Below are 24,492 nucleotides of genomic sequence, written 5' to 3'. Positions count from 1 at the left end.
CTCAGAGGCTGAGAGTATCTCGAGCGTGTCCTCAGGCTCGCACCAACTAACGGCGCCTCCACGGGGCCGTTTTTCATGGCTACGGGGCTACTCCTCTTCGGCCTCGATCTCGATTTGCACCGGCACGCATCCGACAGCTTCTGCCGTCACCGTCAGCCGCAGGGGTTCACCCACCGAGAGTTCGCGAGAGAAGCGATGGTCCAGTGTGTCGGTGGCGCCCGGGTTGTTGGTTTTGATGCGACGCGTCCACTGCAGCGCGCCGTTGGCAAACACGCTCATGCCGTGGGTGGCGGGTGTGTCGCCCTTGAGCGCGACGACGATGCGGCAGTAGACCTCTAACCGGCGGACACGGCCCGCGTCGGGCGGGACGCGCAGCTCGGCCACGCCGCCACCGGGTTTCTTCGTGCTCCAGCGTTCCGTCATCGAACTACCGAGACAGGATGCACGTCGATGCGACGCAAGGGCGCGCCAGCCTCCCTCGCCCGCAATTGCCCGCAGCCGGCGTCCACGTCCTGTCCCGCCGATTGACGCAGCTTGGTCAGGATGCCGCGCCGATGCAGCGAACGCGCGATCTCTGCCGCGCGTTCCCACGACGGACGCTTGAAGTCGAGATCGGCCACCGTGTTGTACGGAATCATGTTCATGATGGCGTACTTGCCCTTGAGCAGTCGGACGATGCCATCGAGTTCCTCGTCGCTGTCGTTGATGCCGTCAAGAAGCGTCCATTGGTACTGGATCGGATAGCCCGTCGCACGGGCGTAGCGTTCGCCAAGCTCGACCAGATCATCCGGCGAAATGCGCGGTGCGCGCGGCAGCAGCTTGGCACGCAGAGCCGCGCGGGTGGTGTGCAGCGAAAGCGCAAGCGCCGGCTTCACCGGGCCTTGCGGCAAGCGCTCGAAGACGCGTTCGTCGCCGACGGTCGAGAACACGATGTTCTTGTGCCCGATGGCGCCAGCCGTGCCGAGAAGCTCGATCGCTTCAAGCACGTTGTCGAGGTTGTGCGCGGGCTCGCCCATGCCCATGAACACGACCTTCTTCACCACACGCTTCGTCCGCGCCAATGCCACTTGCGCCACGATCTCGGCGCTGCCCACCTGACGCAACAGGCCGTCGCGGCCTGTCATGCAGAACACGCAGCCCACAGCGCAACCGACCTGCGTCGACACGCACAGCCCGTCGCGAGGCAACAGGACGCTCTCTACTGTCTGGCCGTCGGCCAGCTCGACGAGAAGCCGCGATGAACCGTCCTCACCCGGATGCTCGGAGCGCAGGCGGGCGAGCCCTTGCAGTTCATCAACCAGGGCCGGCAAGGCCTTGCGCAACTCCAGCGGCAAGAAATCCGCCGGCCGGCGGCGCCCGCTGTCTTGCGGCAGGGCTTGCGCCCACAGCCGCAGCACGCGCTGCTCATGGATGGGCTTGGCGCCGAGTTCGCGAAGGCGCTGGCGGACTTGTTGGATTCGCATGGAATTGCAAGTGTCGCGCATACTCGGGCATTCCACTCCACGCACGGTCTGCCTCCGGCAGGACTGGCACCCGACGATGCCCGGCTACGAAGTCAAGCACGAGCGCATCGCGATCGCAGGCGCCGATGACCTCCTCATCCGGTCGCTGTTCGACCGCCAACAGTTCTCCGATCCGCTCGGAGATGCGCTTCGCGTGGGCATCTCGTCCGCCGCTTGGCCGATCTTCGGCCTGGTGTGGCCGTCGGGCCTGCGCCTGGCTGCTCGCATGGCATTGCGGCCGGTCACCAGCGAACGGATCCTGGAAATCGGCTGCGGCCTCGCACTCGCAAGCCTCGTCGGCCATCGACGAGGCGCGGACATCACGGCGAGCGACTGCCACCCGCAAGCGGCGAAGTTCCTGCTCGAGAACGTGCGGCTGAACGATTTGTCGCCGCTCGAGTATCGGCACGGTCATTGGTCATCCGACGACACACCGCCCACGCAAGGCGAGGCGTCGGCCGTGTGTGTCGTCGCCGGGAAGTACGAGCTGATCATCGGCAGCGACCTGCTTTACGAACGCGACGACCGCGGGGCGCTCCCTGCGTTCATCGATCGCCATGCAGGCCCCGAGGCCGAGGTGTGGATCGTCGACCCCGACCGGGGAAATCGCGCGGCGTTCAACCGGCAGATGGCAGCATTGGGTTTCGTGCTGCGCGAGGAGCGGCTCGACATGGCGGCGACCGAGGACGCCGCTGCTTACAAGGGCCGATTGCTGATCTATCGACGGGCAATCCAGTAGGGTGGGCAAAGCGAAGCGTGCCCACGCGGTGGTGACTCAAATCAGTTCGATGGTCCGCCCCGTGGGCACGCTACGCTTTGCCCACCCTACGAAAACCACTGCAGGAGACGCGATGCAACTCGAAGGTTCATGCCACTGCGGCAGCGTGAGGTTCTCCGTCGAATCGGCTCAGCCTTATCCGTTCATGCGCTGCTACTGCTCGATCTGCCGCAAGACGGCGGGTGGGGGCGGGTATGCCATCAATCTCGGCGCCAACTTCAAGACGCTGAAGGTGAAGGGCAAGCGTTGCTTGCGCGTGTACCAGGCGCAGATGGACCAGGGCGACGGGACGACGCATGCCAGCACCGGACGACGGCACTTTTGCGGCAAATGCGGGAGCGCACTGTGGTTGTGGGATCCGAACTGGCCTGATCTCGTGCATCCGCATGCGAGCGCCATAGACACGCCATTGCCGAAGCCGCCGGAGCACGTGCACATCATGTTGGGGTCGCGAGCGCCGTGGTGTGAACCGGAAGGAAAGCGCGGCGACGCAAAATTCGACGGGTACCCTGACATGTCACTCGCCGAATGGCATGAGAGGCGCGGATTGAGAGGCTGAGATCATCACGCCAAAAGCCCCTTGCTCGTCGTTGCAAATGTTCGCCATGCACGAGCTATGGCTGCGCTTTGCGCCTAGATCAGGCGCCTTTTGACGTGCTACTCGGACACGCTCGAAATACTCTCAACCTCTCAGCAAGCCACCGGCGCTCCGGCCGCGAACACCTTCAACTCGCCAGGGTTGAAATAAGTCCACTCCTCGTTGCGCGTGAGTGGCTCCGTCACCACCACGGCCACGCGGTCCGATGCCGTCGTGAGTTTGGCGAAGTCGACGCTGATGTCGTCGTCTTGCAGCTTTGCTTCACGAAACGGATGCTGACGAACGAGATAGCAAAGCTTTGTCGAGCAGTGCGCCCACAGCGCTTCGCCGTTGCTCAGCATGAAGTTGAAGGTGCCATGCGAGGCGATCTGCGGCACGAGTTCGCGCAGCGTGGAGGTGAGTTCGGGAATCGACGGCACGCTCGCATGAGCCTTGGACAGCTCCTGCATCAGCCAGCAGAAGGCCAGCTCGCTGTCGGTATTGCCCACGGGCTTGAATGAGGAATGCAGGCGCGGTGAAAAATGCTTGAGGTCGCCGTTGTGCGCAAAGACCCAGTAGCGCCCCCACAGCTCGCGCTGGAACGGGTGCGTGTTCTCAAGCGCCACGCGGCCCTGCGTCGCCTTGCGGATGTGCGCAATGATGTTGTCGCTGCGGATCGGGTAGCGGCGCACCATGTCTGCCACTGGCGAGGTGCGCGCGCTTTGCGCATCGACAAAGAGCCGAACACCCGAGCCCTCGAAGAAGGCGATGCCGAACCCGTCCTTGTGCTCCTCGGCCCGCGTGCAAAAGCCGGTGAAGCTGAACACGATGTCGGTCGGCGTGTTGCCGTTCATTCCGAGGAGTTGGCACATGGGGTTGAAGTGAAACGTGAATTTTGAAATGCGGGATTGGCGACGTGGAGGTCGTCGCAGGATGGCACCTTTCACCCTCACATCTCATGTTTCACAAAGCAAGGCTCACAAAGCAAGGCCTATTCGGTGAACAGACGCAACATCCCATTGAACGACATCAGGTTCCCAGGGTTGCTTGTCTCATTGAGCACGCCGCTCATGCGACGCAGCAGACGATCGCTTTTCTTCGCACGCCAGATCAGCAGATCGGCCAGCCAGGGATGGCGGTTGACGAAGTTGGCCTTGGCATAGAGATCGAAGCGCGGCTTGAGTGCGGTGAGTCCGGCTTCGTAGTGGGCCCTGACCTTGGCGTCGTCAAGCCCTTGCGACTTGCCTTCCAGGATGGCGTCTGCCGCGAGGATGCCGGTTTCGAGCGCCTTGCCGATGCCCTCTCCGCTGAACGAATACGTGCTGCCGGCCGCTTCACCGGTAACGATGAGGCCGGGCCGCGAGTACTTCGCGCCGTCGAGCGTGCAGCGCAACGGCGCGCCCTTCAGGTGGCTGACCCACTCACCGCCTTTGAGCAGATCGCGCGCCGGGGCATACACGCGCGTGAAGTCGTCGAAGATCTCGCGCAAGTTGCCTTCCTTCTTCGTGAGCTTGCCGTCCTTGTGCTCGTCGTGGCTGTCCGCAATGCCCACGCCGATGTTGAAGACGCCGTCGCGGCACGGAAAGATCCAGCCGTAACCCGGGCTCACGGCGCGGTGCCAGACGATCTCGAGCTTGTCGATGCGGCCGACCATCTTGTCGTTCTTCACATAGCCGCGAAGAGCCACGCCGCTGGGCGTGTGGCGGCTGGACATGCCCGCGGCGATCAGCGCCTGCGGCACGGCGCCGGTGGCGAGCAGGGTCCACTTGGCACGGATCTCGTGGGTGGCGTCGCCCGCTTTCAATTGCGCGCCGACGACGCGTCCGCCTTCTTCGATCGGCGCGGCGAATCGCACGGGGGCGAACATGCGGGCACCGGCTTTCGCTGCCGCCCGCACGAGGATGAAATCGAGTTCCTTGCGCGGCAGCACCGCAAGCGTTCCCGGCACGTCGACGCGCCCGCCACGCGGGCCGATGCAGCCGATGTGGCCTGCAGGCTGCGCGAGCGTTATCACTTCATCGAGCACGCCCAGCTTGCGCAAGGCGTTATGCGCATCGGGAATGAGCCCATCCCCGCAGACCTTGTCCCGCGGGAAGGTGTGCTGATCGATCAGCACCACGTCGAGGCCGGCACCGGCCAGTGTGGCCGCCGCTGCGCTGCCTGCCGGGCCCGCACCAATCACGAGGACGTCGCATGTCGCGGGGAGCGCGTCGTGCGTGGCGTTCAGACGGTCTGTGTGGCGGGTGACGATGGAATCGAGGCTCATGGCGGGATATTGGAGGAAGACCCGACAAGGATACCGAAGGCCGGGACTTCACTCGCTTCGTCTTTTCATAGAGCACTTCGTGGCGTGCCGTACACCCCGTGCATCCGCACCATACGATTGTTGTCCCTTCACCGAGGACGGGCACATGAGACGAATTGACAGGGCCGACAATCAAACGGCAGACGCGGCTTCGCCCCCGAGCGAAGGCTCATCAGTCTCGGGGCCCTCGTCGACTCAATTCGACGCACCCGCGGCGCTTCGCCGGCGTACGGACTCGGGATACGTGGCTGGGCACGATCGTGCTGATGTCGCGCCACGCCAAGCCGGCTTGCTGCCACCGAGTGGCCCTGACGTCCCGTTGTCCGGCGCCAACCCTGTCGCGCCGCACGTCGGCCCGTCCAGTCCGCTGCCCGCAGCAAGGCTGCACTCGGTGGACGAAGCAACCTCAGAGGCGCACTTGCTGCGGCCAGGGGCCGATACCTTGGGCAACGTTGGCGCTGCATTGCCGTTCACCTATGAGCCAGGAGCAGCACCTTTCGAACAGCTCCCACCGGAGTGTCAGCGGGAGATCCTGGGCCGCTTGCCGAGCGACGCACCTTCGAGGGCCCGAAGTCTGATCGCCCTGTCGGAGACGTCTAGCGCTCTACGGAACTTGGTGCGAGGAGTCGACGCCTTCCCCGAATACCAACAGCTTGGCCGCCTGATGCAAGCCGCTGAACGTCATGTCAGCAACTGCAGCCAGCTCACCCCAGACCGTGTTAAGACGTTTGCATCCCTGCTCGGACTCTTGAGCCCGCAGCAGCAGCAAGACCTTGTGTCCGCCACGATCAGCTTCGCCAATAGCCAAGAAAAGTCCGCTGCGATAGCCGCGCTGGGCCCGAAAGTGGCACATCTGAGCGAGGACCAGCGCGAGAGACTCGTCGTCGCCACCATCGGCCTCGATGAGGACAATCTCAAAGCTCCTGCGATAAAGGAGCTCGGCGCGAAAGCGGCGCATCTGAACGATTCCCAGCGCGAGAGACTCGTCGCCGCTGCCATACGCCTCGGTGACCCCTTCGACAAGGCTTATGCGATGGCCGGACTGTGCTCAGGAATGGCACATCTGAGCGTGGACCTGCGCGAGTCCCTCGTCACCGCTGCCCTCGGCGTCGCCTTGGACTACTACCTGGCTGATGCTATCGCCGGACTGGGCGCGGGAATGGCACATTTGAGCGATTCCCAGCGCGAGAGACTTGTCGCAGCAGCCATGGGCGACGCCGATGACGTCGACAAGGCTGATGTGATAGCCGGACTGGGCGCGGGAATGGCACATTTGAGCGATTCCCAGCGCGAGAGACTCGTCGCCGCTGCCATCGGCCTCGCCGATGACGTCAACAAGGCTCCTGCGATAGCCGGACTGGGCGCGGGAGCGGCGCATCTGAACGATTCCCAGCGCGAGAGACTCGTCGCAGCAGCCATCGGCTTCGCCGATGACGGCGAAAAGGCTTGTGCGATAACCGGACTGCTCTCAGGAATGGCGCATCTGAGCGTGGACCAGCGCGAGCGCCTCGTCACCGTTGCCACCGGCGTCGCCTTGGGCCGCTACCAGGCTGATGCGATAGCCAGAATGAGCGCAGGAATGGCACATTTGAACGATTCCCAGCGCGAGAGGATCGTCGCCGCTGCCATCGGCCTCGCCAATGACGGCGACAAGGCTACTGCCATAGCCGGACTGGGCGCGGGAGCAGCGCATCTGAACGATTCCCAGCACAAGAGACTCGTCGCCGCTGCCATCGGCCTCCGCTGGGGTTTCCAAAAGTCTAAGGCGATAAATGGGCTGAGCGCGGGAGCGGCGCATCTGAGCGATCCCCTGCGCGAGGGACTCGTCGTCGCCGCAATCGGCCTTAGCGATGACGATCACAAAGCTGATGCGATAGCCGGAATGGGCGCGGGAGTGGCGCATCTGAGCGTGGACCAGCACGAGCGCCTCGTCGCCGCCGCGATCAGCTTGGACGATGACCACGCCAAAGCCCGGGCGATAGCCGGACTGGCCGCTTCTATTTCCTGAGAGGGCGCAGTGTTGGATCCACATCGGGGTTGACGATTCTTCAGCCGCATCGCGATACCCGGACCGCCGAATGAACGGCGACTGTCTCTCGCTCGACGGGCGAGGAAGCTGGTGCGACAAGGTCTTCGTCGAGCCGGCCAAGGCGCTTCGTCTTTTCATAGAGCGCTTCGCGGCATGCCGTACACGCGGTGCATCCGCACCATACGATGGTTGCTTCTTCGCCGAGGACAGGCACATGACACGAATTGACGGGGCCGGCAAACGACCGGCAGACGCGGCTTCGCCTACGAGCGAAGGCTCATCAGTCTCGCGGCCGTCGTCGACTCAATTCGCCGCACCCGAGGCGCTTCGTCGGCGTACGGACTCCGGATACGTGCCTGGGCACGATCGTGCTGATGTCGCACCACGCCAAGCCGGCTTGCCGCCACCGGGTGCCGCCGACGTCCCGTTGTCCGACGCCAACCCAGTAGCGCCGCAGGTCGGCCCGTCCAGCCCGCTGGCTGCACTCGGTGCACGGTCCGGTAGGAGCTGTTCGAAAGGTGCTGCTCCTGGCTCATAGGTGAACGCCAATGCCAGCGCCGATGTTGCCCAAGGTATCGGCCCCTGGCCGCAGCAAGTGCGCCTTTGAGGGCGCTTCATCTCGCGAAGCCGGTGCAGCGCCGCGATGCTGAATGCGTTCGACATCGGATTCGGCGCCTGCGGCAGGAACGCCGGTTTCGTGAATGCCGGCATGCGGGTCATGCCATCCGTGCTCGACAACGTCTTCGCCGAGTCGGCCAAGGCGCTTCGTGTATTCATAGAGCACTTCGCGGCGTGCCATACACCCAGTGCATCCGCACCATACGATTGTTGCTTCTTCACCGAGGACAGGCACATGACACGAATTGACAGGGCCGACAAACAAACGGCAGACGCGGCTTCGCCCACGAGCGAAGGCTCATCAGTCTCGCGGCCCTCATCGACTCAATTCGCCGCACCCGAGGCGCTCCGCCGGCGTACGGACTCAGCATCCTTGGCTGGGCAGGATCGTGCTGATGTCGCGCCACGCCAAGCCGGCTGGCTGCCACCGAGTGGCGCCGACGTCCCGTTGTCCGACGCCAACCCTGTCGCGCCGCACGTCGGCCCGTCCAGCCCGCTGCCTGCAGCAAGGCTGCACTCGGTGCACGAAGCGACCTCAGATGCGCACTTGCTGCGGCCTGGGGCCGATACCTTGGGCGAGATCGGCGCTGAATCGCCGTCCACCAATCAGCCAAGAGCAACAACTTTCGAACAGCTAATACCGGACCTTCAGCTGAAGATCCTGGGCCACTTGCCGAGCGACGCACCTTCGAAGGCCCGAAGTCTGATCGCCCTGTCGGGGACGTCTCGCGCTCTACGGGAGTTGGTGCAGGGAGTCGACTACTTCCCCAAATACCGACTGCTTGGTCGCCTGATGCAAGCCGCTGAACGTCATGTCAGCAACTGCAGGCGGCTCACCCCCCTGCTCACCCCCAATCTTGTTGAATCGTTTGCATCCATGCTCAAACTCTTGCGGCCGGAGCAGCAAGGACGCCTTGTGTCCGCCACGACCGGCTTCGCCAATCGCCACGACAAGGCCGCTGCGATAGCCGCGCTGAGCGCGAACGTGGCGCATCTGAGCAAGGGCCTGCGCGAGACACTCGTCGGCGCCGCCCTCGGCCTCGCCAATGACGGCGACAAGGCTCGTGCGATATCCAGACTGGGCGCAGAAATAGCGCATTTGAGCGTGGACCTGCGCGAGGAGCTCGTCGCCGCTGCCCTCGGCCTCGGCGATGACCGCGAGAAGGCTGTTGCGATGGCCGGACTGGGCGCAGGAATGGCACATTTGAGCGTGGGCCTGCGTGAGAGACTCGTCACCGTCGCCCTCGGCCTCACCTCGAGATACTGCCAGGCTGTTGCGATGTCCGGACTGTGCGCAGGAATGGCACATTTGAGCGTGGACCTGCGCAAGCGCCTCGTCACCGCTGCCTTCGACCTCACCTCGGGCGACGAACAAACTCATGCGATGGCCGGACTGATCGCAGGAATCGCACATTTGAGCGATTCCCAGCGCGAGAGACTCGTCGTCGCTGCCATCGGCCTCGCCAATGACGGCGTCAAGGCTAATGCGATAGCCGGACTGGGCGCGGGAGCGGTGCATCTGAGCGGCCCCTTGCACGGGAAGCTCGTCGTCGCCGCCATCGGCATCGGCAATGACTGCTTCAAGGCTATTGCGATAGCCGGATTGGGCGCGGGAGCGGCGCATCTGAGCGGTTCCCTGCTCGAGAAGCTCGTCGTCGCCGCCATCGGCCTCGGCCATGACGCCTTCAAGGCTATTGCAATAGCCGGACTGGGCGCGCGAGCGGCGCATCTGAGCGACTATTCCCTGCGCGAGAAGCTCGTCGTCGCCGCCATCGGCCTCGGCGATGGCGTCTCCCAGGCTCATGCGATAGCCGGACTGGGTGCGGGAGCGGCGCATCTGAACGTAGACCAGCTCGAGAAACTCGTCCTTTCCGCCATCGGCCTTAGCGTTGACCGCTGCAAAGCTCAAGCGATAGCCGGACTGGGCGCGGGAGTGGCGCATCTGAACGTGGACCAGCGCGAGCGCCTCGTCACCGCCGCAATCAGCTTGGACGATGACCACGCCAAAGCCCGGGCGATAGGCGGACTGGCCGCTTCTATTTCCTGAGAGGGCGCAGTGTTGGATTCACCTCGGGGTTGACGATTCTTCAGCCGCATCGCGATACCCGGACCGCCGAATGAACGGCGACTGTCTCTCGCCTTACCTCGCCCGCCAACCCTTGTTCATCGCGGCACGTTCCGCCTGTCCATCCAGCGGACTTCCCTGGATCTGCTCGTCCATCACCTTCATCACCGCCGCAGGTACCGGCGAGGCGGCCATGCGCAGGTTGGCATCGCTCGACGGTTTCGGCTTGTTCTGCTCGACGACGCGCAGCACCCAATCGTTGCCGGTCCTGCAGGCGAGGCCATCGGTGCCTGCTGACTTGACAGTGAAGCTGCGGCAGTACTCATCGGCCTTGGAGACGTAGCTCAGGCCAATCTTCACCGGCGCATCAGACGTTTGGGCACTGGCGAGCTGCGTCGAAAGCGCCTGGGCGAGTTGGCCGTGAGCGACCAGGTGGCCGTCCTGGCTGGCAATGTCATCACCGGCGGTCGACAGCCACGCGCTGTGGCCCGCGAAGATACCCACCGCCAGACACGCAGCCATGCCGCCCCAGTGTTTCCATGACCAGTCGTTGGCCGCGCCAGCGGGGAGCTTTTCCGCCTCGGCCGCCCTTCGCCTGGCCCGTACCGACGCGAGCTTGAGCACCTTGGCCTTGGGCAGCGGCATCGGGGCCTGCGTCGCAGCCACGAGGCGCGATGGAACCGGTTCGTCGAGCAAGGGGGCATAGGCGGTTCCGAGCAGCGCCCGCAAGGCACGCTGCTCTTCAATGAGTTTCGCCAGCTCCGGATCGGCAGCCATCGCGGCCTCGATCTGGGCCGAGCCCGCCGGGTCGAGCTCGTTGTCGACGTAGGCGTAGAGGGTCTCTGGCGGGATGTGATGCTTGCTCATGCGGTTGCCCCCTTTGGTCCGGCGAGAATCGCCTGCAGACTCTCTCGCGCTCGGGCCAGGCGGCTTGTGAGCGTACCGATGGGAATTCCCAGAACTTCCGAGGCTTCCTTGTAGGGCAGCCCCTCGATCAACACGAGGCCCACCGCCATGCGCTGGTCCTCGCTCAACTGCTCCATGGCGCGCGCCACGTCCATGCGTACGTTTTGCCGGTCGGCCGGCCACTCGCCCGCGGACTGGCCGACGTTTTCGCCGGCCTCTTCGGGCAGAAAGAGGGCATCGCGTCGCACGCGCGAGCGTACTTCGTCGATCCAGGCGTTCTTCATGATCATGAACATCCAGCTGTCCAGTCGCGTTCCCGGCTGCCACTGGTCGAGCCGAAACAGCGCGCGCTCGATGGACAGTTGCACCAAGTCATCGGCATCCTCGCGGTGACGGGTGATCGTCCTGGCGAAACGGCGCAGTCGCGGCAGCAGGGCCACCACTTCCTTGCGAAGCTCGTCATGGGAATCATTCATGCCTTGTGGGGTTGAACGACGGGAGGGCGGATTTTCTTCCATCCCTGAAACGTTATTGGAAATACCCGGGCCGGGTTTGCCGATGTCGGCGCCCCCGTCCCGGACAAAACACCTGGGCTATTAACTAAGATGCTTCCAATGGACAGGATTTTGTCGTTCATCGCAAGCGCGATCGTCTCGACCGCGCCGCTGCTCGCACAGGCGCAGTTGCGCCTGCCTTCACTCTCAAACTTGCCGAATCTTTCCACTCTGAGCCTGCCCAATCCTGGTCAATTGACGCAACAGGCACGTCGAGATGTTGCGCCGGCGGTCGATCTGACACGGCTTCGCCAGCAGCGCATCGGCGAGATGCTGCGGCAGCGCAGCGAATTGATCGAGGCCGATCCTGCCGGTGAGCCGATGGTGCGCAGCGAGCTGGTACTGAGTTCGCCATCTGAATCCTTGATGACAGCTGCCCGCGGCGAAGGGTTCACCGTCTCACGTGAGCGGACGCTGGACAGCCTCGATCTTCAGTTCGTGACCGTGCGCGCCCCGACGGGGTGGGACACGCCCCGCGCATTGCGCCGCCTGCAGGAACTCGACCCCAAGGCCACCGTGGATTTCAATCACCTTTACCTTGAAAGTGGGGAGCTTGGGCCGAGGGCCGCGGCGCGCCCTGCTTCCGCGAGTGCGCCCTTGCCCGCTTTGCCGGGACCGAAATTCAAGGTCGGCCTCATCGACGGCGGCGTGGAAACCCAGCACGCGGCACTGCGCGAAGCCAGCATCCACGCCTGGGGCTGTGGCGGTACCAAGATCGCGAGCGCCCACGGCACGGCAGTAGCGTCACTACTCGTTGGGCACGCGGATCGATTTCGAAGTGCTGCGCCACAGGCCACGCTCTACGCTGCAGACGTGTATTGCAATGACCCGATCGGGGGTTCGATCGAAGCCGTTGCAGCAGCGCTCGCGTGGCTTTTGAGCGAAGAAGTGCCGGTCGTTAACATCAGCCTCGTCGGCCCCGCGAACCGGACTTTGGAACAGGTGGTGAAGAGGGCGACGGCCAAGGGAATGCTGATTGTCGCCGCGGTAGGCAATGACGGGCCGGCTTCGCCACCGCTTTATCCCGCGGCCTATGCGGATGTGGTGGCCGTGACGGCCATCGATGCGCGCGGCCTGGTCATTCCCGAGGCCTGCCGGGGACCGCACGTGGCGTTTGCCGCTCCGGGCTCGGACATGGCAGTGGCACATGCCGCTTCCAATGGATTCACCATCGCGCGCGGGACCTCGTTCGCTTCGCCGCTGGTGGCCGGAATTCTTGCGGCATCGGTGCATATGCCCGACTCGTCAGCCGCTCAGCTTGCCGTGGTGGCACTCGCCCGCCGCGCCGCCGATGCCGGCGCTCCGGGCCGCGATGCGGTCTATGGCTACGGCATCGTCGCGCGCGAATTGCGTACTGAACCCGCATTTGTGATGGCGCACTGACTTCGGTCCGCCAGTGCAAATCAAAAAAAAGATGTGACTCGACGGAAGAACTCAGCTTCCGCCCTCGTTGTACCTCTCAAGCACCGCGGATGGGCCGCGGCGTTAGAAACAGCAAAAGTTGGAGTCACACCATGATCAAGCATCGCCACATCCTCGCCAGCGCCACCCTCCTGGCTGCACTCATCGCCTCGGCTTTTCCGGCGCAGGCCGGCCTCATCGGCGGCGTCGGCGGCGTCGGCGGCGGGCTCACTGGCGGCATCGGCCCCATGGGCGGATCTTTCAACGGCACATTCAACGGACAGGGCTCGCTTAGCACCCCATCGGCGCGCTTGGCCATCGACAAGGCACGAGACACCACCACCAACGTGAAGGACCAGGCGACGGTCAAGGCTGGTGCGGTCAAGGACACCACTGCCGAGAAGGCCGCTTCAGCGAGGGACCAAGCTGCGTCAGCGTCCGTACAGGCACGCGGCACAGCGCAGTCCAAGGCCGGCCAAACCCAGGGTGCCGTGCAAGACACACGCAAATCGGCACAAGCCACTGGCAGCGCTGCAGGCATGGGCGCGGCACAAGCGGAAAAAAATGCGTCGACGACCAAGCCGAGCGGCTCTTTCGACGGCTCAGCAGCGGGCGCCTTGGCCGGCAGCGCGGGCACAAACACGAATGCATCGTCGGCCAGTGACGCCGCCACGGCCGCCAGCAAATCGGGCGCTGGTTTCGGCACATCGGGCAAGGCTGACGCCGCGACCCGCAAGACCAACGCCTTCGGATCGGCCGACGGCAATGCATCCACCGACGGCCATGCGACAAGCGTCGGCGGATCGATCAACGGATCAACTCAGCGCTGACCACAGTGAGGGGTCTTCCAAATCACACCCCGGATTTCCGTCAAGCCAGCCCCACGGCCTCCCCATCGCCCGCACCTGCTCGATCCCTCCGCGCCCCCCCCTTTGGCGATGAAGAGGCGGGGTTGACGCATGACAAGTTCATGTTGCTCGGAGGCCCAGGCCCCTCACCCCAGCCCTCTCCCCGAAGGGGCGAGGGAGCAATACAGGCCAGCTCGCTGTGGCCCGCTTCGAAGTAACGCATCTCGGCTCCCTCTTCCCCGGCGCCCCAGAGGGGAGAGGAGCCAATACAAGACCTTGAAGGTGCGTTTCAGCCTCTCAGTCATGGCGCGAGATGCGAAGATACCTTCAGCATCTCGCGCCTTTGGTTTGTGCGTGGGCTGATCGATCAACCCTTCGCCTTCACCTTCAGCCGCCACGCATGCAGCAGCGGCTCGGTATATCCGCTCGGCTGCTCCACACCCTTGAAGATCAGGTCGCGCGCCGCCCGGTACGCGTCGGACGACTCGAAGTTCGCAGCCATCGGCTTGTAGAGCGGATCGCCCGCGTTCTGACCGTCCACGATTGCAGCCATGCGTTGCAGCGTCTGTTCCACCTGAGTGGCACTGACGACGCCATGCAAAAGCCAGTTCGCAATGTGCTGGCTGCTGATGCGCAAGGTCGCGCGGTCTTCCATCAGGCCGACGTTGTGAATGTCGGGAACCTTGGAGCAGCCCACGCCTTGATCGACCCAGCGCACGACATAACCGAGGATGCCTTGCGTGTTGTTGTCGAGTTCTTGCTGAACCTCGACCGCCGACCACTTGGCTTGCGCCACCACCGGAATCTGCAGCAGATTCGCAAGAATGGCATCCCGTTCGGCGTTGGCGTCGATCTTCTCAAGATCCTTCTGCACGTCCCACACATTGACGCGGTGGTAGTGCAGCGCGTGCAAGGTCGCCGCCGTGGGCGACGGCACCCAAGCGGTGTTGGCACCAGCCTTGGGGTGCGCGATCTTCTGTTCCAGCATGGCGGCCATCAGGTCCGGCATTGGCCACATGCCCTTGCCGATCTGCGCGCGCCCGCGCAGGCCGCAGCTCAATCCGACCAGCACGTTGCTGCGCTCGTAGGCCTGGATCCACGCGCTCGTCTTCATGTCGCCCTTGCGGAACATCGGACCCGCATGCATCGCCGTGTGCATCTCGTCGCCGGTGCGGTCGAGGAAGCCGGTATTGATGAAAGCGACACGCGCGCTCGCTTCGGCAATGCAGGCCTTGAGGTTCACGCTGGTGCGGCGCTCTTCGTCCATGATGCCCAGCTTGACGGTGTTCTCGGGCAGGCCCAGCAGCGTCTCGACACGGCCGAAGAGTTCGCTGGCGAAGGCCACTTCCTTCGGGCCGTGCATCTTGGGCTTCACGATGTAGATCGAGCCCGTGCGCGAATTACCGCGGCGCCTGAGGTCGACCATGGCGATGGTCACGGTGATGACCGCGTCGAGGATGCCTTCAGGAATTTCCTTGCTGCCCGAATAGAGGATGGCGGGGTTGGTCATCAGGTGACCGACATTGCGCACGAACATCAATGAGCGACCGTGCAGTGTGACGGGCTTGCCGTCGGCGCCGGTGTATTGGCGATCTGGATTGAGGCCGCGCACAAAAGTCTTGCCACCCTTGCTCACTTCTTCAGTGAGCGTTCCCTGCAGGATGCCCAGCCAGTTGCCATAGCCGAGCACCTTGTCTTGCGCATCCACCACTGCAACTGAGTCTTCGAGGTCGAGGATGGTCGAAAGCGCTGCTTCGAGCACCACGTCGCTGATGCCGGCCGGGTCGGTCTTGCCGATCACGGTGCTGCGGTCGATCTGGATGTCGAGGTGCAGGCCGTTGTGCCTGAGCAGCACGGAAGATGGTGCGGATGCATCGCCTTGGTAGCCCACGAACTGAGACCCATCGACCAATGCCGTGCTGCCGTCGCGAGTGCCGACGACCAGCTTTCCGCCTTCGACGCGGTAGGCGATCGCGTCCTTGTGGGAGCCGCTGCCGAGTGGTGCCGCCTGGTCCAATACCTCGCGTGCGAACTCGATCACCTTTGCGCCGCGCACTGGGTTGTAGCCCTTGCCCTTTTCGGCACCGCCCGATTCGGGAATGGCGTCCGTTCCATAGAGCGCGTCATAGAGCGAACCCCAGCGCGCGTTCGCAGCATTCAGCGCATAGCGTGCATTGAGGATAGGGACCACCAATTGCGGGCCGGCCTGCAACGCGAGTTCCGAATCGACATTCGACGTCGTCGCAGTCACCGTCGTGGGCTGCGGCACGAGGTAGCCAATCTTTTCCAGGAAGCCGCGGTAGGCCGGCATGTCAGCGATCGGGCCGGGATGCGACTTGTGCCACTGATCAATCTCGGCCTGCAGCCGCTCACGCTCGGCGAGCAGCGCGACGTTCTTGGGCGCAAGCTCATGGACGATCGCGTCGAAGCCCCTCCAGAAGGACGCGCTGTCGACGCCGGTAGCGGGCAGTACCTTGTCTTCGATGAAGCGGTGCAATTCGCAAGCGACTTGGAGACGGTGGACGTTGGTTCGTGCGGTCATTTCGTGCAGCCCATGAAAAGTAAAAAAGGATGGCGCGGCCCCCTGGGCGAACCGCGCCTTGGTTGCGACTGTATTCCCTACCCGGGCGGCTATTCCCTACACAAAGTGCGCTTGATCAATGACTTTTCGGCCTGGAATGGGGCCCTCATTCGCCTCGGTCCCAAGGCGCCACGCCGTCGTGCGTTGGATGAGGCCGATCTGCTGCAACGAGGCAGCCGCCGCAAGCTTGTGCTGCGGAGGTGCCGCAATATAGTTCGATTGAATACCGTCAAGAAAACTGGAAAGCCTGCATGCCCGTGCCCCCTTCACTTTCAGTCCTCATCAGCAAGGCCGGTCCGCGCGACGGTTTGCAAAGCGCATTGCGCCCCGTGCCCACTGCCGACAAGGCTTGCCAGCCCTTCGAACCCATCTACGGCATGACAACCAACGCTGGTGTGCCGAAAGGCTTCGTGAAAGGGACGGCTCGTGTCTGAGGCGATAGAAGAACAAGCCCTGCCGCTGGCCGGCATCCGCGTCGTCGAGTTCACCCACATGGTGATGGGCCCGAGCTGCGGCCTCATCCTCGGCGACCTCGGCGCGGAAGTCATCAAGGTCGAGCCGCTCACCGGCGACAACACGCGCAGGCTGCTCGGCGCCGGCGCGGGATTCTTCCCCATGTTCAACCGCAACAAAAAGAGCATGGCAATCAACACCAAGGACCCGCGCGGCATCGAGCTCGTGCTCAAGCTCGTCGCCACCGCCGATGTGTTCAGCGAGAACTTCAAGTCAGGCTCGATGGGCAAGCTGGGGCTGGATCACGTTTCCCTGTCTGCGCTGAACCTCGGGCTCATCTACGTGTCGCACAAGGGCTTCCTGCCCGGGCCCTACGAGCACCGCACCGCCCTCGACGAGGTCGTGCAGATGATGGGCGGACTTGCCTACATGACCGGCCCCGAAGGCCAACCCTTGCGCGCCGGCTCCAGCGTCAACGACATCATGGGCGGCATGTTCGGAGCCATCGGCGCGCTGGCTGCCCTTCAACAGCGCCACCGCACCGGCCGCGGACAGGAAGTGCAGAGCGCGCTCTTCGAGAACAACGTGCTGCTCGTCGCGCAGCACATGATGCAGTTCGCTGTCACCGGCCAGGCCGCTGCGCCCATGCCCAGTCGTATCTCCGCCTGGGGCATCTACGACGTGTTCACGGTGAAGGACGGCGAGCAGATCTTCCTGGCCGTGGTGTCCGACACCCAGTGGGCGCTCTTTTGCGAGGCTTTCGCGCTGGACGAACTCAAAGCCGATGCGCGGCTCGCGACGAACAATCAGCGTGTGCAATCCCGCGAGTGGCTGATGCCCTTGCTGCGTGCGCGACTCGCCGACCGAAGCGCACGCGACATCGCGCAGACCTTCGAAGCACAAGGCCTGCCTCATGCACCCATCACGCGACCGCAAGACCTGTTTGACGATCCGCATCTCAACGCCACCGGCGGGCTCGCGCCGATGCGCATAGCCGCCGGAAGCTGCGGCGCCGATCACGACATCGACACACGGGCACCACTCTTGCCGTTGACGCTGGCCGGCCAGCGGTTGCCAGTGCGCAGCGCCGCGCCGACGATCGGCGAGCACACCGATGGCCTGCTTGCCGAGCTGGGCTACTCGACGACAGAGATCGCTGCGCTGCATGCCGGCGGCGTGATCGCCGCGGCGTCGAACGCGGGCGGCCCGTTCGGCGTGGACTCCGACAACGCGTGCCAAGGAAGGCAGCGGTGAAAGATGAGACGTGAGGCGTGTCTCGATTGTTTCGGGCCAAATCTTTAGCACGGGTAATCTGCGCCCATGGCCCGGCTAAAACAGATCGAATCGTTCGTGGCGGTGGTCGCCAAAGGGAGCCTCACCGCCGCAGCCACCGCGGAGGGCGTGGCACCGGCGGTCATTGGCCGGCGCATCGACGCCCTGGAAGAGCGCCTGGGGGTGAAGTTGCTCCTGCGCACCACCCGCCGAATCTCGCTCACAAACGAGGGCAGCGCGTTTCACGAAGACTGCCAACGGCTGCTCGCCGAACTTGCCAACGCCGAAGCCAGCGTGAGCGCGGGCGGCGTGAAGGCGAGTGGGCACCTGCGCATCACCGCGCCTGCGGGTTTCGGCCGGCGACACGTCGCGCCTCTGGTGCCCGGATTCCTGTCACGGCATCCGGACGTTTCCTTTTCGCTCAACCTCAGCGACCGCATCGTCGACATCGTGAACGAAGGCGTGGACTGCGCAGTGCGCGTCGGTGATCTGCCGGATTCATCGCTCGTGAGTGTGCGCCTGGCTGAGAACCGCAGGCGATGCGTCGCGTCGCCGGCCTACCTCAAGCGCGTCGGCACGCCCAGGCATCCGAGCGAACTGAACCGCCACGAATGCCTGACGCTGAGCAGCGACGCAAGCCAGACGCGCGGATGGGCGTTCAGCATCGACGGGACGGTGACACACCTGCGACCGAGCAGCCGGCTCGACTGCAGCGATGGCCAAGTGCTGCACGACTGGTGCGTCGCGGGAATGGGCATTGCGTGGCGTTCGACCTGGGAGGTCGAGGAAGATGTGCTCGCAGGAACGCTGGTGAGTTTGCTCGACGAGTTCTCGGCACCGCCGAACGGCATCTACGCCGTGTTCGCGCACGCCAAGCACATGCCGCTGCGGGTGCGGGTGTGGATTGATTTTCTAAAGCAGTGCTATGGAGATCCGGCGTATTGGAGGGCGACGAACCCGAGCTGATTCGGCAAAGCTGCCCCACATAAGCGCTGAGAATTACTCCCTCTCCCCCTCGGGGGAGAGGGCAGGGGTGAGGGGTGGTCAGAAAAGTGAAATCGTTGCCCCCCACCTTACCTTCACCCCAACCCTCTCCCTCGCAGGGGCTCCCTCTGGGAGGGTGGGGATGAGGGCAACGGCGGTCGAGAAAGCAAGGCATTGGATATCAACGCAGCCCTCACCCCCACCCGGAGGGAGAGGGAGGACTTCGCAACCCCCGCGAAACTCTGGGTCGGACCACGCAAAGGGCCATTCCCGGACTTGACCCGGCGGACTACGAAGACACCCTACTTCGTCGCTTCAGCGGTGCACTTCTTGACAAAGCTGTTCTTGGCTGCGCCAACCAGCTTCTTCTCGCCAGCCTGCGTCTCACACCCAGCAGACGCGGTCTTGGCGGCATCAGACTTGGCGCCGGCCTTGTCATCGGCAGCACACTTCTTGACGAAACTGCTCTTCGCCGCACCGGCGAGCTTCTTTTCACCAGCCTGAGCTTCACAGGCTGCCTTCGCACTGCCGGCGCCGGCGCCGGCGCCGGCATCGGCTTCGCACTTTTTCATGAAGCTGGCCTTGGCGGCGCCCACCAGGTTCTTTTCGGCAGCCTTCGCTTCGCAACCTGCGTCGGCGGCATGGGCCGCAAGAGACAGGAAACCACAGGCCAGGACCAGCACGGACAACATCTTCTTCATGGGGATCTCCTCGAATTTGCGTGGCAGGATAGACCGGGCGCATTGAATCACCGCCGTGCGCAGCCGGCAAGCATGACAACGCAAGCGCATGTGTCGCGGCGAACTGAGAGGCTGAGAAAATCCGCTCGACGGATCGACGTGATCGAGCGCGTCGGCCTTCAGAGAATTCGACGCGGATGCGCGAGCGCTTCGTGCGCTGCATGCAGCCGCCGCACCAGCACCCGGATGAAGGCTTCGTCGAAGTAGTGCCTGCAGGTCGGGCTCACCTGCGCCAGCGTGTCGGGCGTGAACGAAATGGTGGTGGTCGCCTGGGTCACGATCACGTCGGTGCTGTGCCGGCGAAGTTCGGGGCTGGGCGCAAGGTACGACATCTCTCCCACCGAGGTGCCCGAACCCAGTTGCGCCACCTTGAGCCCGTCGCGAAAGACCTCGACTTCGCCTTGGGCAATGATGTGGAACGTGCGGCCTTCTTCGCCCTTGCGGTACAGCGCGTGGCCGAAGTTGAAACGCTGCCACTTGGCGCGATGCACGACCTCCCACAACTCGACGTCGCCGAAGCTTGTGAAGAAATCCAGGCTGCGCAACAGGTTGAAGCGTTCCGAGTCGAGCACGCCCTGCAGTTGTCCGCGCGGCACTTCCTGGTTGACGATGAGCGAGGACAAGGCCTTGGCGAATTCCTCCCAGTTCTCATAGCGCATCGTCGGGTTCTTGGCCAGCGCGCGCTGGATGACCTGATCGACGGCATCCGCCAAGCCAGAGCGCAGCCCGGTGAGCGAGGCCGGCTGCTGGTTGTAGATCTGGTTCATCATCGCCGACTGCAGTTGTGCGTCGAAGGGCGGGCGGCCCGCGATGAGGTGATAGAGCACGGCGCCCAGCGAATACATGTCGGCGCGGCAATCGAGCGAGCCGCCGTCGAGCTGCTCGGGCGACATGTATGCGAGCGAACCGACACGATAGACCTGCGTCACGTCGGAGGAGAGATTCAAAACGCTGCCGAAGTCGGTGATCTTCACGTCGGTGATGGCGCCGTTGTTCAGCACCACCAGCAGGTTGGCAGGCTTCACATCGCGATGAATCAACCCCTGACGGTACACGTAGCCCAGCGCCATCGCGCATTTGAAGCCGATTTCGACGATGAGCTCCAGCGACAGCAACTGGTCGGCGCGGCAGAATGGCCTCAAGGTGTTGCCCGGCACGTATTCCATGACGAGGTATGTCGCCTCAGGTTCGACCACCGCGTCGAAGATCTTCACCACGTTCGGATGCTGCAGGCGGCCGACGAGCGCGGCTTCGGCATTGAAGAAGCGTTCTGAATAGCGGCCGTTGGAGGGATCGTCGGCGGTCACCCGCACACGCTTGATCGCCACGTCGCGATCGTTGAAATCGTCGTGGCAAAGAAACACTTCGCTGGTGGCTCCCTCCCCCAGCTTGCGCAGCACGCGGTACTTTCCGATTTGCACAGGCAGTTCCGAATCTCCAAAGCCAGATCGGCGGGACAGGGTTCGTTTTGCACGGAAGCTTCTGCCGGCAATGTACCGGCTTGCCGACTTTGCCTCGCCGGTATCTTTGCGCGGGCCGAAAAGAAGGCCACAAAGACACACCAATCCTGCCCTTGTTGGGCGCGTTTGTCGAAAGCGTCTTTGTATCTGTCGGGTCGCCACCAGGGTCAACCGTAGAATTCGAGCATGATTGAAGCGAAACAGGCACTCTTGGGTGCGCTCAACGAAGCCATCCAGGAAGTCAGCCCCGGCGCGACGGTTCCCGCCGCACTCGAATCCCCAAAGCAGGCTGCACACGGCGACTTGGCCGTGACAGCGGCGATGCAACTCGCCAAGCCATTGAAGAAAAATCCTCGCGAGGTGGCGCAGGCTCTGATCGACGCATTCGGGCGAAGAGATGCGGCACAGCGGTATGTCGCTGGCATGGACATCGCCGGTCCGGGATTCATCAACCTGAGACTGTCTCCCGCCGCCAAGCAGGCGGTCGTGACCGAGGTTCTGAAGGCGGGCGACCAATTCGGCAACCAGCCTGCCAATGGCAAGCGGGTGCTCGTCGAATTCGTGTCGGCCAACCCGACCGGCCCCTTGCACCTGGGCCACGCGCGGCAGGCCGCGCTGGGCGACTCTTTGTGCCACCTGTTCGAATCCCAGGGCTTCGACGTGACGAGAGAGTTCTACTACAACGACGCTGGCGTGCAGATCGCCACGCTCGCGGTGTCGGTCCAGGCGCGCCTGCGCGGCCTCAAGCCAGGCGACGAAAACTGGCCGGACGCCTCTTACGCTGGCGATTACATCGCGGACATCGCCGACGACTTTCTGGCCAGAAAGACCGTGAAGGCCGACGACCGTGAGTTCACGGCGTCTGGCGACCCGCAAGACATCGACAGCATCCGCCAGTTCGCCGTGGCCTACCTGCGCCATGAGCAAGACCTGGACCTGCAGGCTTTCAGCCTGCGCTTCGACCACTACTTTCTCGAATCAAGCCTTTACACCGACAAGCGCGTCGACGAAACAGTGAGCCGCCTCGTTGCTTCTGGCAAGACCTTCGAGGAAGACGGCGCGTTGTGGCTGCGCACCACCGAGTACGGCGACGACAAGGACCGCGTGATGCGCAAGTCCGACGGAACGTACACCTACTTCGTGCCCGACGTCGCGTACCACGTGAACAAGTTCGAACGGGGCTTCGTGAAGGCCATCAACATCCAGGGCACGGACCACCACGGAACCATTGCCCGCGTTCGCGCCGGGCTGCAAGCCGTGGGCATGGGTGTACCTGCAGGCTACCCCGACTACCTGCTGCACAAGATGGTCACCGTGATGAGGGGCGGCCAGGAGGTCAAGCTCTCCAAGCGGGCCGGCAGCTACGTCACGCTGCGCGACCTGATCGACTGGACGAGCAAGGACGCAGTGCGGTTCTTCCTGATCAGCCGCAAGGCCGACACCGAGTTCGTCTTCGACATCGACCTCGCGCTCGAACAGGCCAATTCGAACCCGGTCTTCTACGTTCAGTATGCGCACGCCCGGATCTGCTCCGTGCTGCGGACGTGGATGGACGAAAAGGGGGGTGACTCGACAGCCTTGCCGCAAGCGCAGCTCGCACTGCTGACCGAACCGGCCGAGTTGGCCTTGATGATGGATCTCGCCGAATTCCCGGACGTGCTGGCCCAAGCCACGAACGGTCTGGCCCCTCACGATGTCGCGTTCTACGTCCGCAAGCTCGCGAGCGACTATCACTCGTATTACGACCAGGTGCGCTTCCTGGTCGATGATGCAGAGCTCACCCGTTCCCGCATGGCTCTTCTGAGCGCGACCAGCCAGGTCATCAAGAACGCACTCGCCATGCTCGGCGTGAGTGCCCCGGAAAAGATGTGATGTCGGGAACAAACGCCATGAAATTTCAACGCGGTGGCTTCGTGATGGGCCTGATCGTCGGCCTGATGGTCGGCTTGGCGGTGGCGCTGGGCGTCGCGCTGTACGTCACCAAGGTGCCGGTGCCTTTCGTTAACAAGGTTCCTCAGCGCACGGCCGAGCAGGACGCGATCGAGGCCGAGAAGAACAAGAACTGGGACCCGAACGCGCCGCTGCACGGCAAGAATCCAGCACGGCCCAACATGAACGCGTCGGCTCCAACGCAGTCGACCGCCACGGCGCCAATGCCGGCGACAACGCCGCCGTCGACCAACCCGCCCGTGGCGCCCGCACCCGTCGCTGTCGCGCCGGCTCCGGTCACCACCGTCCCGCCCAAGCCCGCCACAGCCAAGCGCGACCCGGCCGACATCCTGGCGGATCGTCCGGCTGTGGCGAACACCGCACCGCAGACCGCGTCCATCAAAGGCGGCACGGAACCGTTCAGCTTCTTCGTGCAAGTCGGAGCCTATGCCCGTCTCGAAGATGCGGATGCCCAGCGCGCCAAGCTCGCAATGATGGGTCTGGGCGCCAAGGTAACGGAGCGTGAGCAGGCCGGCCGAACGGTATACCGGGTGCGAGTCGGCCCCTTCGACAGCAAGGACGAAGCAGATTCGACAAAGGAGAAACTCGATTCCGCCGGCATGGAATCTTCGCTGGTGCGCGTGCAGCGCTAAGGATTTGGCCCGAAACCAGTCCAGGCGGTTGAACCAAGACAGTCCGAAAGACTCTGCTGATGGCGTCCCATCTTTTCAAGGAACAAGAATGAATCGTCGAGAGTTTTCCACCCAGGCAATCGCCACCGGCGTCTTTGCCGCTACCGCCACTTTGGGCAGTTTCGCGCGTGCCCAGGGCACAACGCCCGTCGAAGGCACGCATTACGTCAGGCTCACTCAGCCGCTTGCGGTTCCGCCGGGCAAGATCGAGGTGATCGAGTTCTTCTGGTATGGCTGCCCGCACTGCAACGATTTCGAGCCCTCGCTCGACGCCTGGTCCAAGCGGCTCCCCACCGACATCGCATTTCGACGCGTGCCGGTCGCCTTCCGCGCCGATCCCTTCGTGACGCATCAGAAGATTTTTTATTCACTCGACGCGATGGGCCTGATCCCCACGATGCATCGCAAGGTGTTCTACGCGATTCACAGTCAGCGCCAGCGGCTCGACAAGCTCGACACAATTGCCGCGTTCATACAGCAGAACGGAGTCGACTCCGCGAAGTTCACCGAACACTTCAACTCGTTCAGCGTGCAGAGCAAGGCGCAGCAGGCGGTCAAGCTCGCGGCCGACTACAAGATCGATGGCGTACCGGCGATTGGCGTGCAGGGCCGGTACTTCACGTCCGGCGCGCTCGCCGGATCGAGCGAAACTGCACTCGCAATCGCCGACTACCTGATTGCCAAGGTGCGCAAAGCGGGCTGAGAGGCTGAGAGTATTTCGAACGTGTCCGAGCAGCACGTCAAAAGGCGCCTGATCTAGGCGCAAAGCGCAGCCATAGCTTGGCTATGGCGAGCATT

General features: G+C 63.7%; 22 protein-coding genes. 12 read left to right on the top strand and 10 right to left on the bottom strand.

Annotated elements, in window-relative coordinates:
• Window positions 1-87 precede the first annotated feature (87 nt).
• Window positions 88-423: a hypothetical protein gene (locus AC30NL_RS21735; RefSeq protein ID WP_489466067.1), complete on the bottom strand. Its 336-nt coding sequence runs from the start codon at window positions 421-423 to the stop codon at window positions 88-90.
• A complete protein-coding gene (locus tag AC30NL_RS21730; RefSeq protein ID WP_489466066.1) occupies window positions 420-1,463 on the bottom strand; it encodes an RNA methyltransferase in 1,044 nt (347 codons plus the stop codon). Before AC30NL_RS21730 ends, AC30NL_RS21735 begins: the two co-directional genes overlap by 4 nt.
• A 76-nt stretch (window positions 1,464-1,539) precedes the next feature.
• On the opposite strand from AC30NL_RS21730, the gene AC30NL_RS21725 reads away from it, so the two are divergent.
• Complete coding sequence (locus AC30NL_RS21725) at window positions 1,540-2,241, top strand: class I SAM-dependent methyltransferase (RefSeq protein ID WP_489466068.1); 702 nt, start codon at window positions 1,540-1,542, stop codon at window positions 2,239-2,241.
• Window positions 2,242-2,353: 112 nt separating this feature from the next.
• Window positions 2,354-2,839 carry a GFA family protein gene (locus tag AC30NL_RS21720; protein ID WP_489466065.1) on the top strand — a complete coding sequence of 162 codons (486 nt, stop codon included), beginning with the start codon at window positions 2,354-2,356 and terminating at the stop codon, window positions 2,837-2,839.
• Between the two features lie 131 nt (window positions 2,840-2,970).
• On the opposite strand, the gene AC30NL_RS21715 is transcribed toward AC30NL_RS21720, so the two are convergent.
• Window positions 2,971-3,729, bottom strand: a complete 759-nt coding sequence (locus tag AC30NL_RS21715; RefSeq protein WP_489466064.1) for a class II glutamine amidotransferase — start codon at window positions 3,727-3,729, stop codon at window positions 2,971-2,973.
• Between the two features lie 119 nt (window positions 3,730-3,848).
• Window positions 3,849-5,123: an NAD(P)/FAD-dependent oxidoreductase gene (locus AC30NL_RS21710; protein ID WP_489466063.1), complete on the bottom strand. Its 1,275-nt coding sequence runs from the start codon at window positions 5,121-5,123 to the stop codon at window positions 3,849-3,851.
• A 430-nt stretch (window positions 5,124-5,553) separates the two neighbouring features.
• On the opposite strand from AC30NL_RS21710, the gene AC30NL_RS21705 reads away from it, so the two are divergent.
• On the top strand, window positions 5,554-7,170 hold the full coding sequence (locus tag AC30NL_RS21705; protein WP_489466062.1) for an F-box protein: 1,617 nt from the start codon (window positions 5,554-5,556) through the stop codon (window positions 7,168-7,170).
• A 553-nt stretch (window positions 7,171-7,723) separates the two neighbouring features.
• Here the strand turns inward: AC30NL_RS21705 and AC30NL_RS21700 are convergent.
• On the bottom strand, window positions 7,724-7,990 hold the full coding sequence (locus AC30NL_RS21700) for a hypothetical protein (protein WP_489466061.1): 267 nt from the start codon (window positions 7,988-7,990) through the stop codon (window positions 7,724-7,726).
• A 192-nt stretch (window positions 7,991-8,182) separates the two neighbouring features.
• On the opposite strand from AC30NL_RS21700, the gene AC30NL_RS21695 reads away from it, so the two are divergent.
• Complete coding sequence (locus tag AC30NL_RS21695) at window positions 8,183-9,856, top strand: hypothetical protein (protein ID WP_489466060.1); 1,674 nt, start codon at window positions 8,183-8,185, stop codon at window positions 9,854-9,856.
• 93 nt (window positions 9,857-9,949) lie between these two features.
• On the opposite strand, the gene AC30NL_RS21690 is transcribed toward AC30NL_RS21695, so the two are convergent.
• The gene (locus tag AC30NL_RS21690) at window positions 9,950-10,741 is read right to left on the bottom strand and encodes an anti-sigma factor family protein (protein ID WP_489466059.1); all 792 of its coding nucleotides are present in this window, start codon (window positions 10,739-10,741) and stop codon (window positions 9,950-9,952) included.
• Complete coding sequence (locus AC30NL_RS21685; protein ID WP_489466058.1) at window positions 10,738-11,256, bottom strand: RNA polymerase sigma factor; 519 nt, start codon at window positions 11,254-11,256, stop codon at window positions 10,738-10,740. The genes AC30NL_RS21690 and AC30NL_RS21685 overlap by 4 nt, the downstream gene beginning before the upstream one ends.
• A 138-nt stretch (window positions 11,257-11,394) precedes the next feature.
• Between AC30NL_RS21685 and AC30NL_RS21680 the strand changes: the two genes are divergently transcribed.
• A complete protein-coding gene (locus AC30NL_RS21680; RefSeq protein ID WP_489466057.1) occupies window positions 11,395-12,717 on the top strand; it encodes a S8 family serine peptidase in 1,323 nt (440 codons plus the stop codon).
• A gap of 131 nt (window positions 12,718-12,848) precedes the next feature.
• Entirely contained in the window at window positions 12,849-13,565 is a 717-nt protein-coding gene (locus AC30NL_RS21675; protein WP_489466056.1) for a hypothetical protein, read from the top strand.
• A 385-nt stretch (window positions 13,566-13,950) separates the two neighbouring features.
• Here AC30NL_RS21675 and AC30NL_RS21670 read toward each other — a convergent pair whose 3' ends face one another.
• Window positions 13,951-16,125 carry a malate synthase G gene (locus AC30NL_RS21670; RefSeq protein WP_489466055.1) on the bottom strand — a complete coding sequence of 725 codons (2,175 nt, stop codon included), beginning with the start codon at window positions 16,123-16,125 and terminating at the stop codon, window positions 13,951-13,953.
• A 290-nt stretch (window positions 16,126-16,415) separates the two neighbouring features.
• On the opposite strand from AC30NL_RS21670, the gene AC30NL_RS21665 reads away from it, so the two are divergent.
• The 3 genes from AC30NL_RS21665 to AC30NL_RS21655 all read left to right on the top strand — a co-directional run bounded on the left by AC30NL_RS21665 (window position 16,416) and on the right by AC30NL_RS21655 (window position 18,855).
• Complete coding sequence (locus AC30NL_RS21665) at window positions 16,416-16,598, top strand: hypothetical protein (RefSeq protein ID WP_489466054.1); 183 nt, start codon at window positions 16,416-16,418, stop codon at window positions 16,596-16,598.
• On the top strand, window positions 16,591-17,871 hold the full coding sequence (locus tag AC30NL_RS21660; protein WP_489466053.1) for a CaiB/BaiF CoA transferase family protein: 1,281 nt from the start codon (window positions 16,591-16,593) through the stop codon (window positions 17,869-17,871). The genes AC30NL_RS21665 and AC30NL_RS21660 overlap by 8 nt, the downstream gene beginning before the upstream one ends.
• A 66-nt stretch (window positions 17,872-17,937) precedes the next feature.
• Window positions 17,938-18,855 (top strand): LysR family transcriptional regulator, encoded by a 918-nt coding sequence (locus tag AC30NL_RS21655; RefSeq protein ID WP_489466052.1) that lies wholly within the window; start codon window positions 17,938-17,940, stop codon window positions 18,853-18,855.
• A 320-nt stretch (window positions 18,856-19,175) separates the two neighbouring features.
• Here AC30NL_RS21655 and AC30NL_RS21650 read toward each other — a convergent pair whose 3' ends face one another.
• Both AC30NL_RS21650 and AC30NL_RS21645 read right to left on the bottom strand, forming a co-directional pair.
• Window positions 19,176-19,574, bottom strand: coding sequence for a hypothetical protein (locus tag AC30NL_RS21650; protein ID WP_489466051.1), 399 nt, complete (start codon window positions 19,572-19,574; stop codon window positions 19,176-19,178).
• Between the two features lie 158 nt (window positions 19,575-19,732).
• On the bottom strand, window positions 19,733-21,034 hold the full coding sequence (locus tag AC30NL_RS21645) for a serine/threonine-protein kinase (RefSeq protein ID WP_489466050.1): 1,302 nt from the start codon (window positions 21,032-21,034) through the stop codon (window positions 19,733-19,735).
• A gap of 225 nt (window positions 21,035-21,259) precedes the next feature.
• Here AC30NL_RS21645 and argS point away from each other — a divergent pair, with 225 nt between their 5' ends.
• From argS to AC30NL_RS21630, 3 genes are all read left to right on the top strand, one after another.
• Window positions 21,260-22,945 (top strand): arginine--tRNA ligase, encoded by a 1,686-nt coding sequence (gene argS / locus AC30NL_RS21640; protein ID WP_489466049.1) that lies wholly within the window; start codon window positions 21,260-21,262, stop codon window positions 22,943-22,945.
• Window positions 22,946-22,962: 17 nt separating this feature from the next.
• Window positions 22,963-23,655 (top strand): SPOR domain-containing protein, encoded by a 693-nt coding sequence (locus tag AC30NL_RS21635; protein ID WP_489466048.1) that lies wholly within the window; start codon window positions 22,963-22,965, stop codon window positions 23,653-23,655.
• A gap of 88 nt (window positions 23,656-23,743) precedes the next feature.
• Window positions 23,744-24,397: a thiol:disulfide interchange protein DsbA/DsbL gene (locus tag AC30NL_RS21630; protein WP_489466047.1), complete on the top strand. Its 654-nt coding sequence runs from the start codon at window positions 23,744-23,746 to the stop codon at window positions 24,395-24,397.
• Window positions 24,398-24,492 lie beyond the last annotated feature (95 nt).

This window comes from Rhizobacter sp., assembly GCA_021153565.1.
GTDB lineage: Bacteria > Pseudomonadota > Gammaproteobacteria > Burkholderiales > Burkholderiaceae_C > Albitalea.
This window is presented reverse-complemented; position numbering and strand designations above follow the sequence as displayed.

Excerpts from the sequence above, each read along its gene's own strand:
- AC30NL_RS21635 (WP_489466048.1), top strand. The coding sequence starts at position 22,963 with ATGAAATTTCAACGCGGTGGCTTCGTGATGGGCCTGATCGTCGGCCTG.
- AC30NL_RS21720 (WP_489466065.1), top strand. The coding sequence starts at position 2,354 with ATGCAACTCGAAGGTTCATGCCACTGCGGCAGCGTGAGGTTCTCCGTC.
- AC30NL_RS21715 (WP_489466064.1), bottom strand. The coding sequence starts at position 3,729 with ATGTGCCAACTCCTCGGAATGAACGGCAACACGCCGACCGACATCGTG.
- argS (WP_489466049.1), top strand. The coding sequence starts at position 21,260 with ATGATTGAAGCGAAACAGGCACTCTTGGGTGCGCTCAACGAAGCCATC.
- AC30NL_RS21680 (WP_489466057.1), top strand. The coding sequence starts at position 11,395 with ATGGACAGGATTTTGTCGTTCATCGCAAGCGCGATCGTCTCGACCGCG.
- AC30NL_RS21655 (WP_489466052.1), top strand. The coding sequence starts at position 17,938 with ATGGCCCGGCTAAAACAGATCGAATCGTTCGTGGCGGTGGTCGCCAAA.
- AC30NL_RS21735 (WP_489466067.1), bottom strand. The coding sequence starts at position 423 with ATGACGGAACGCTGGAGCACGAAGAAACCCGGTGGCGGCGTGGCCGAG.
- AC30NL_RS21725 (WP_489466068.1), top strand. The coding sequence starts at position 1,540 with ATGCCCGGCTACGAAGTCAAGCACGAGCGCATCGCGATCGCAGGCGCC.
- AC30NL_RS21675 (WP_489466056.1), top strand. The coding sequence starts at position 12,849 with ATGATCAAGCATCGCCACATCCTCGCCAGCGCCACCCTCCTGGCTGCA.
- AC30NL_RS21665 (WP_489466054.1), top strand. The coding sequence starts at position 16,416 with ATGCCCGTGCCCCCTTCACTTTCAGTCCTCATCAGCAAGGCCGGTCCG.
- AC30NL_RS21700 (WP_489466061.1), bottom strand. The coding sequence starts at position 7,990 with ATGGCACGCCGCGAAGTGCTCTATGAATACACGAAGCGCCTTGGCCGA.
- AC30NL_RS21690 (WP_489466059.1), bottom strand. The coding sequence starts at position 10,741 with ATGAGCAAGCATCACATCCCGCCAGAGACCCTCTACGCCTACGTCGAC.
- AC30NL_RS21650 (WP_489466051.1), bottom strand. The coding sequence starts at position 19,574 with ATGAAGAAGATGTTGTCCGTGCTGGTCCTGGCCTGTGGTTTCCTGTCT.
- AC30NL_RS21630 (WP_489466047.1), top strand. The coding sequence starts at position 23,744 with ATGAATCGTCGAGAGTTTTCCACCCAGGCAATCGCCACCGGCGTCTTT.
- AC30NL_RS21685 (WP_489466058.1), bottom strand. The coding sequence starts at position 11,256 with ATGAATGATTCCCATGACGAGCTTCGCAAGGAAGTGGTGGCCCTGCTG.
- AC30NL_RS21710 (WP_489466063.1), bottom strand. The coding sequence starts at position 5,123 with ATGAGCCTCGATTCCATCGTCACCCGCCACACAGACCGTCTGAACGCC.
- AC30NL_RS21730 (WP_489466066.1), bottom strand. The coding sequence starts at position 1,463 with ATGCGAATCCAACAAGTCCGCCAGCGCCTTCGCGAACTCGGCGCCAAG.
- AC30NL_RS21670 (WP_489466055.1), bottom strand. The coding sequence starts at position 16,125 with ATGACCGCACGAACCAACGTCCACCGTCTCCAAGTCGCTTGCGAATTG.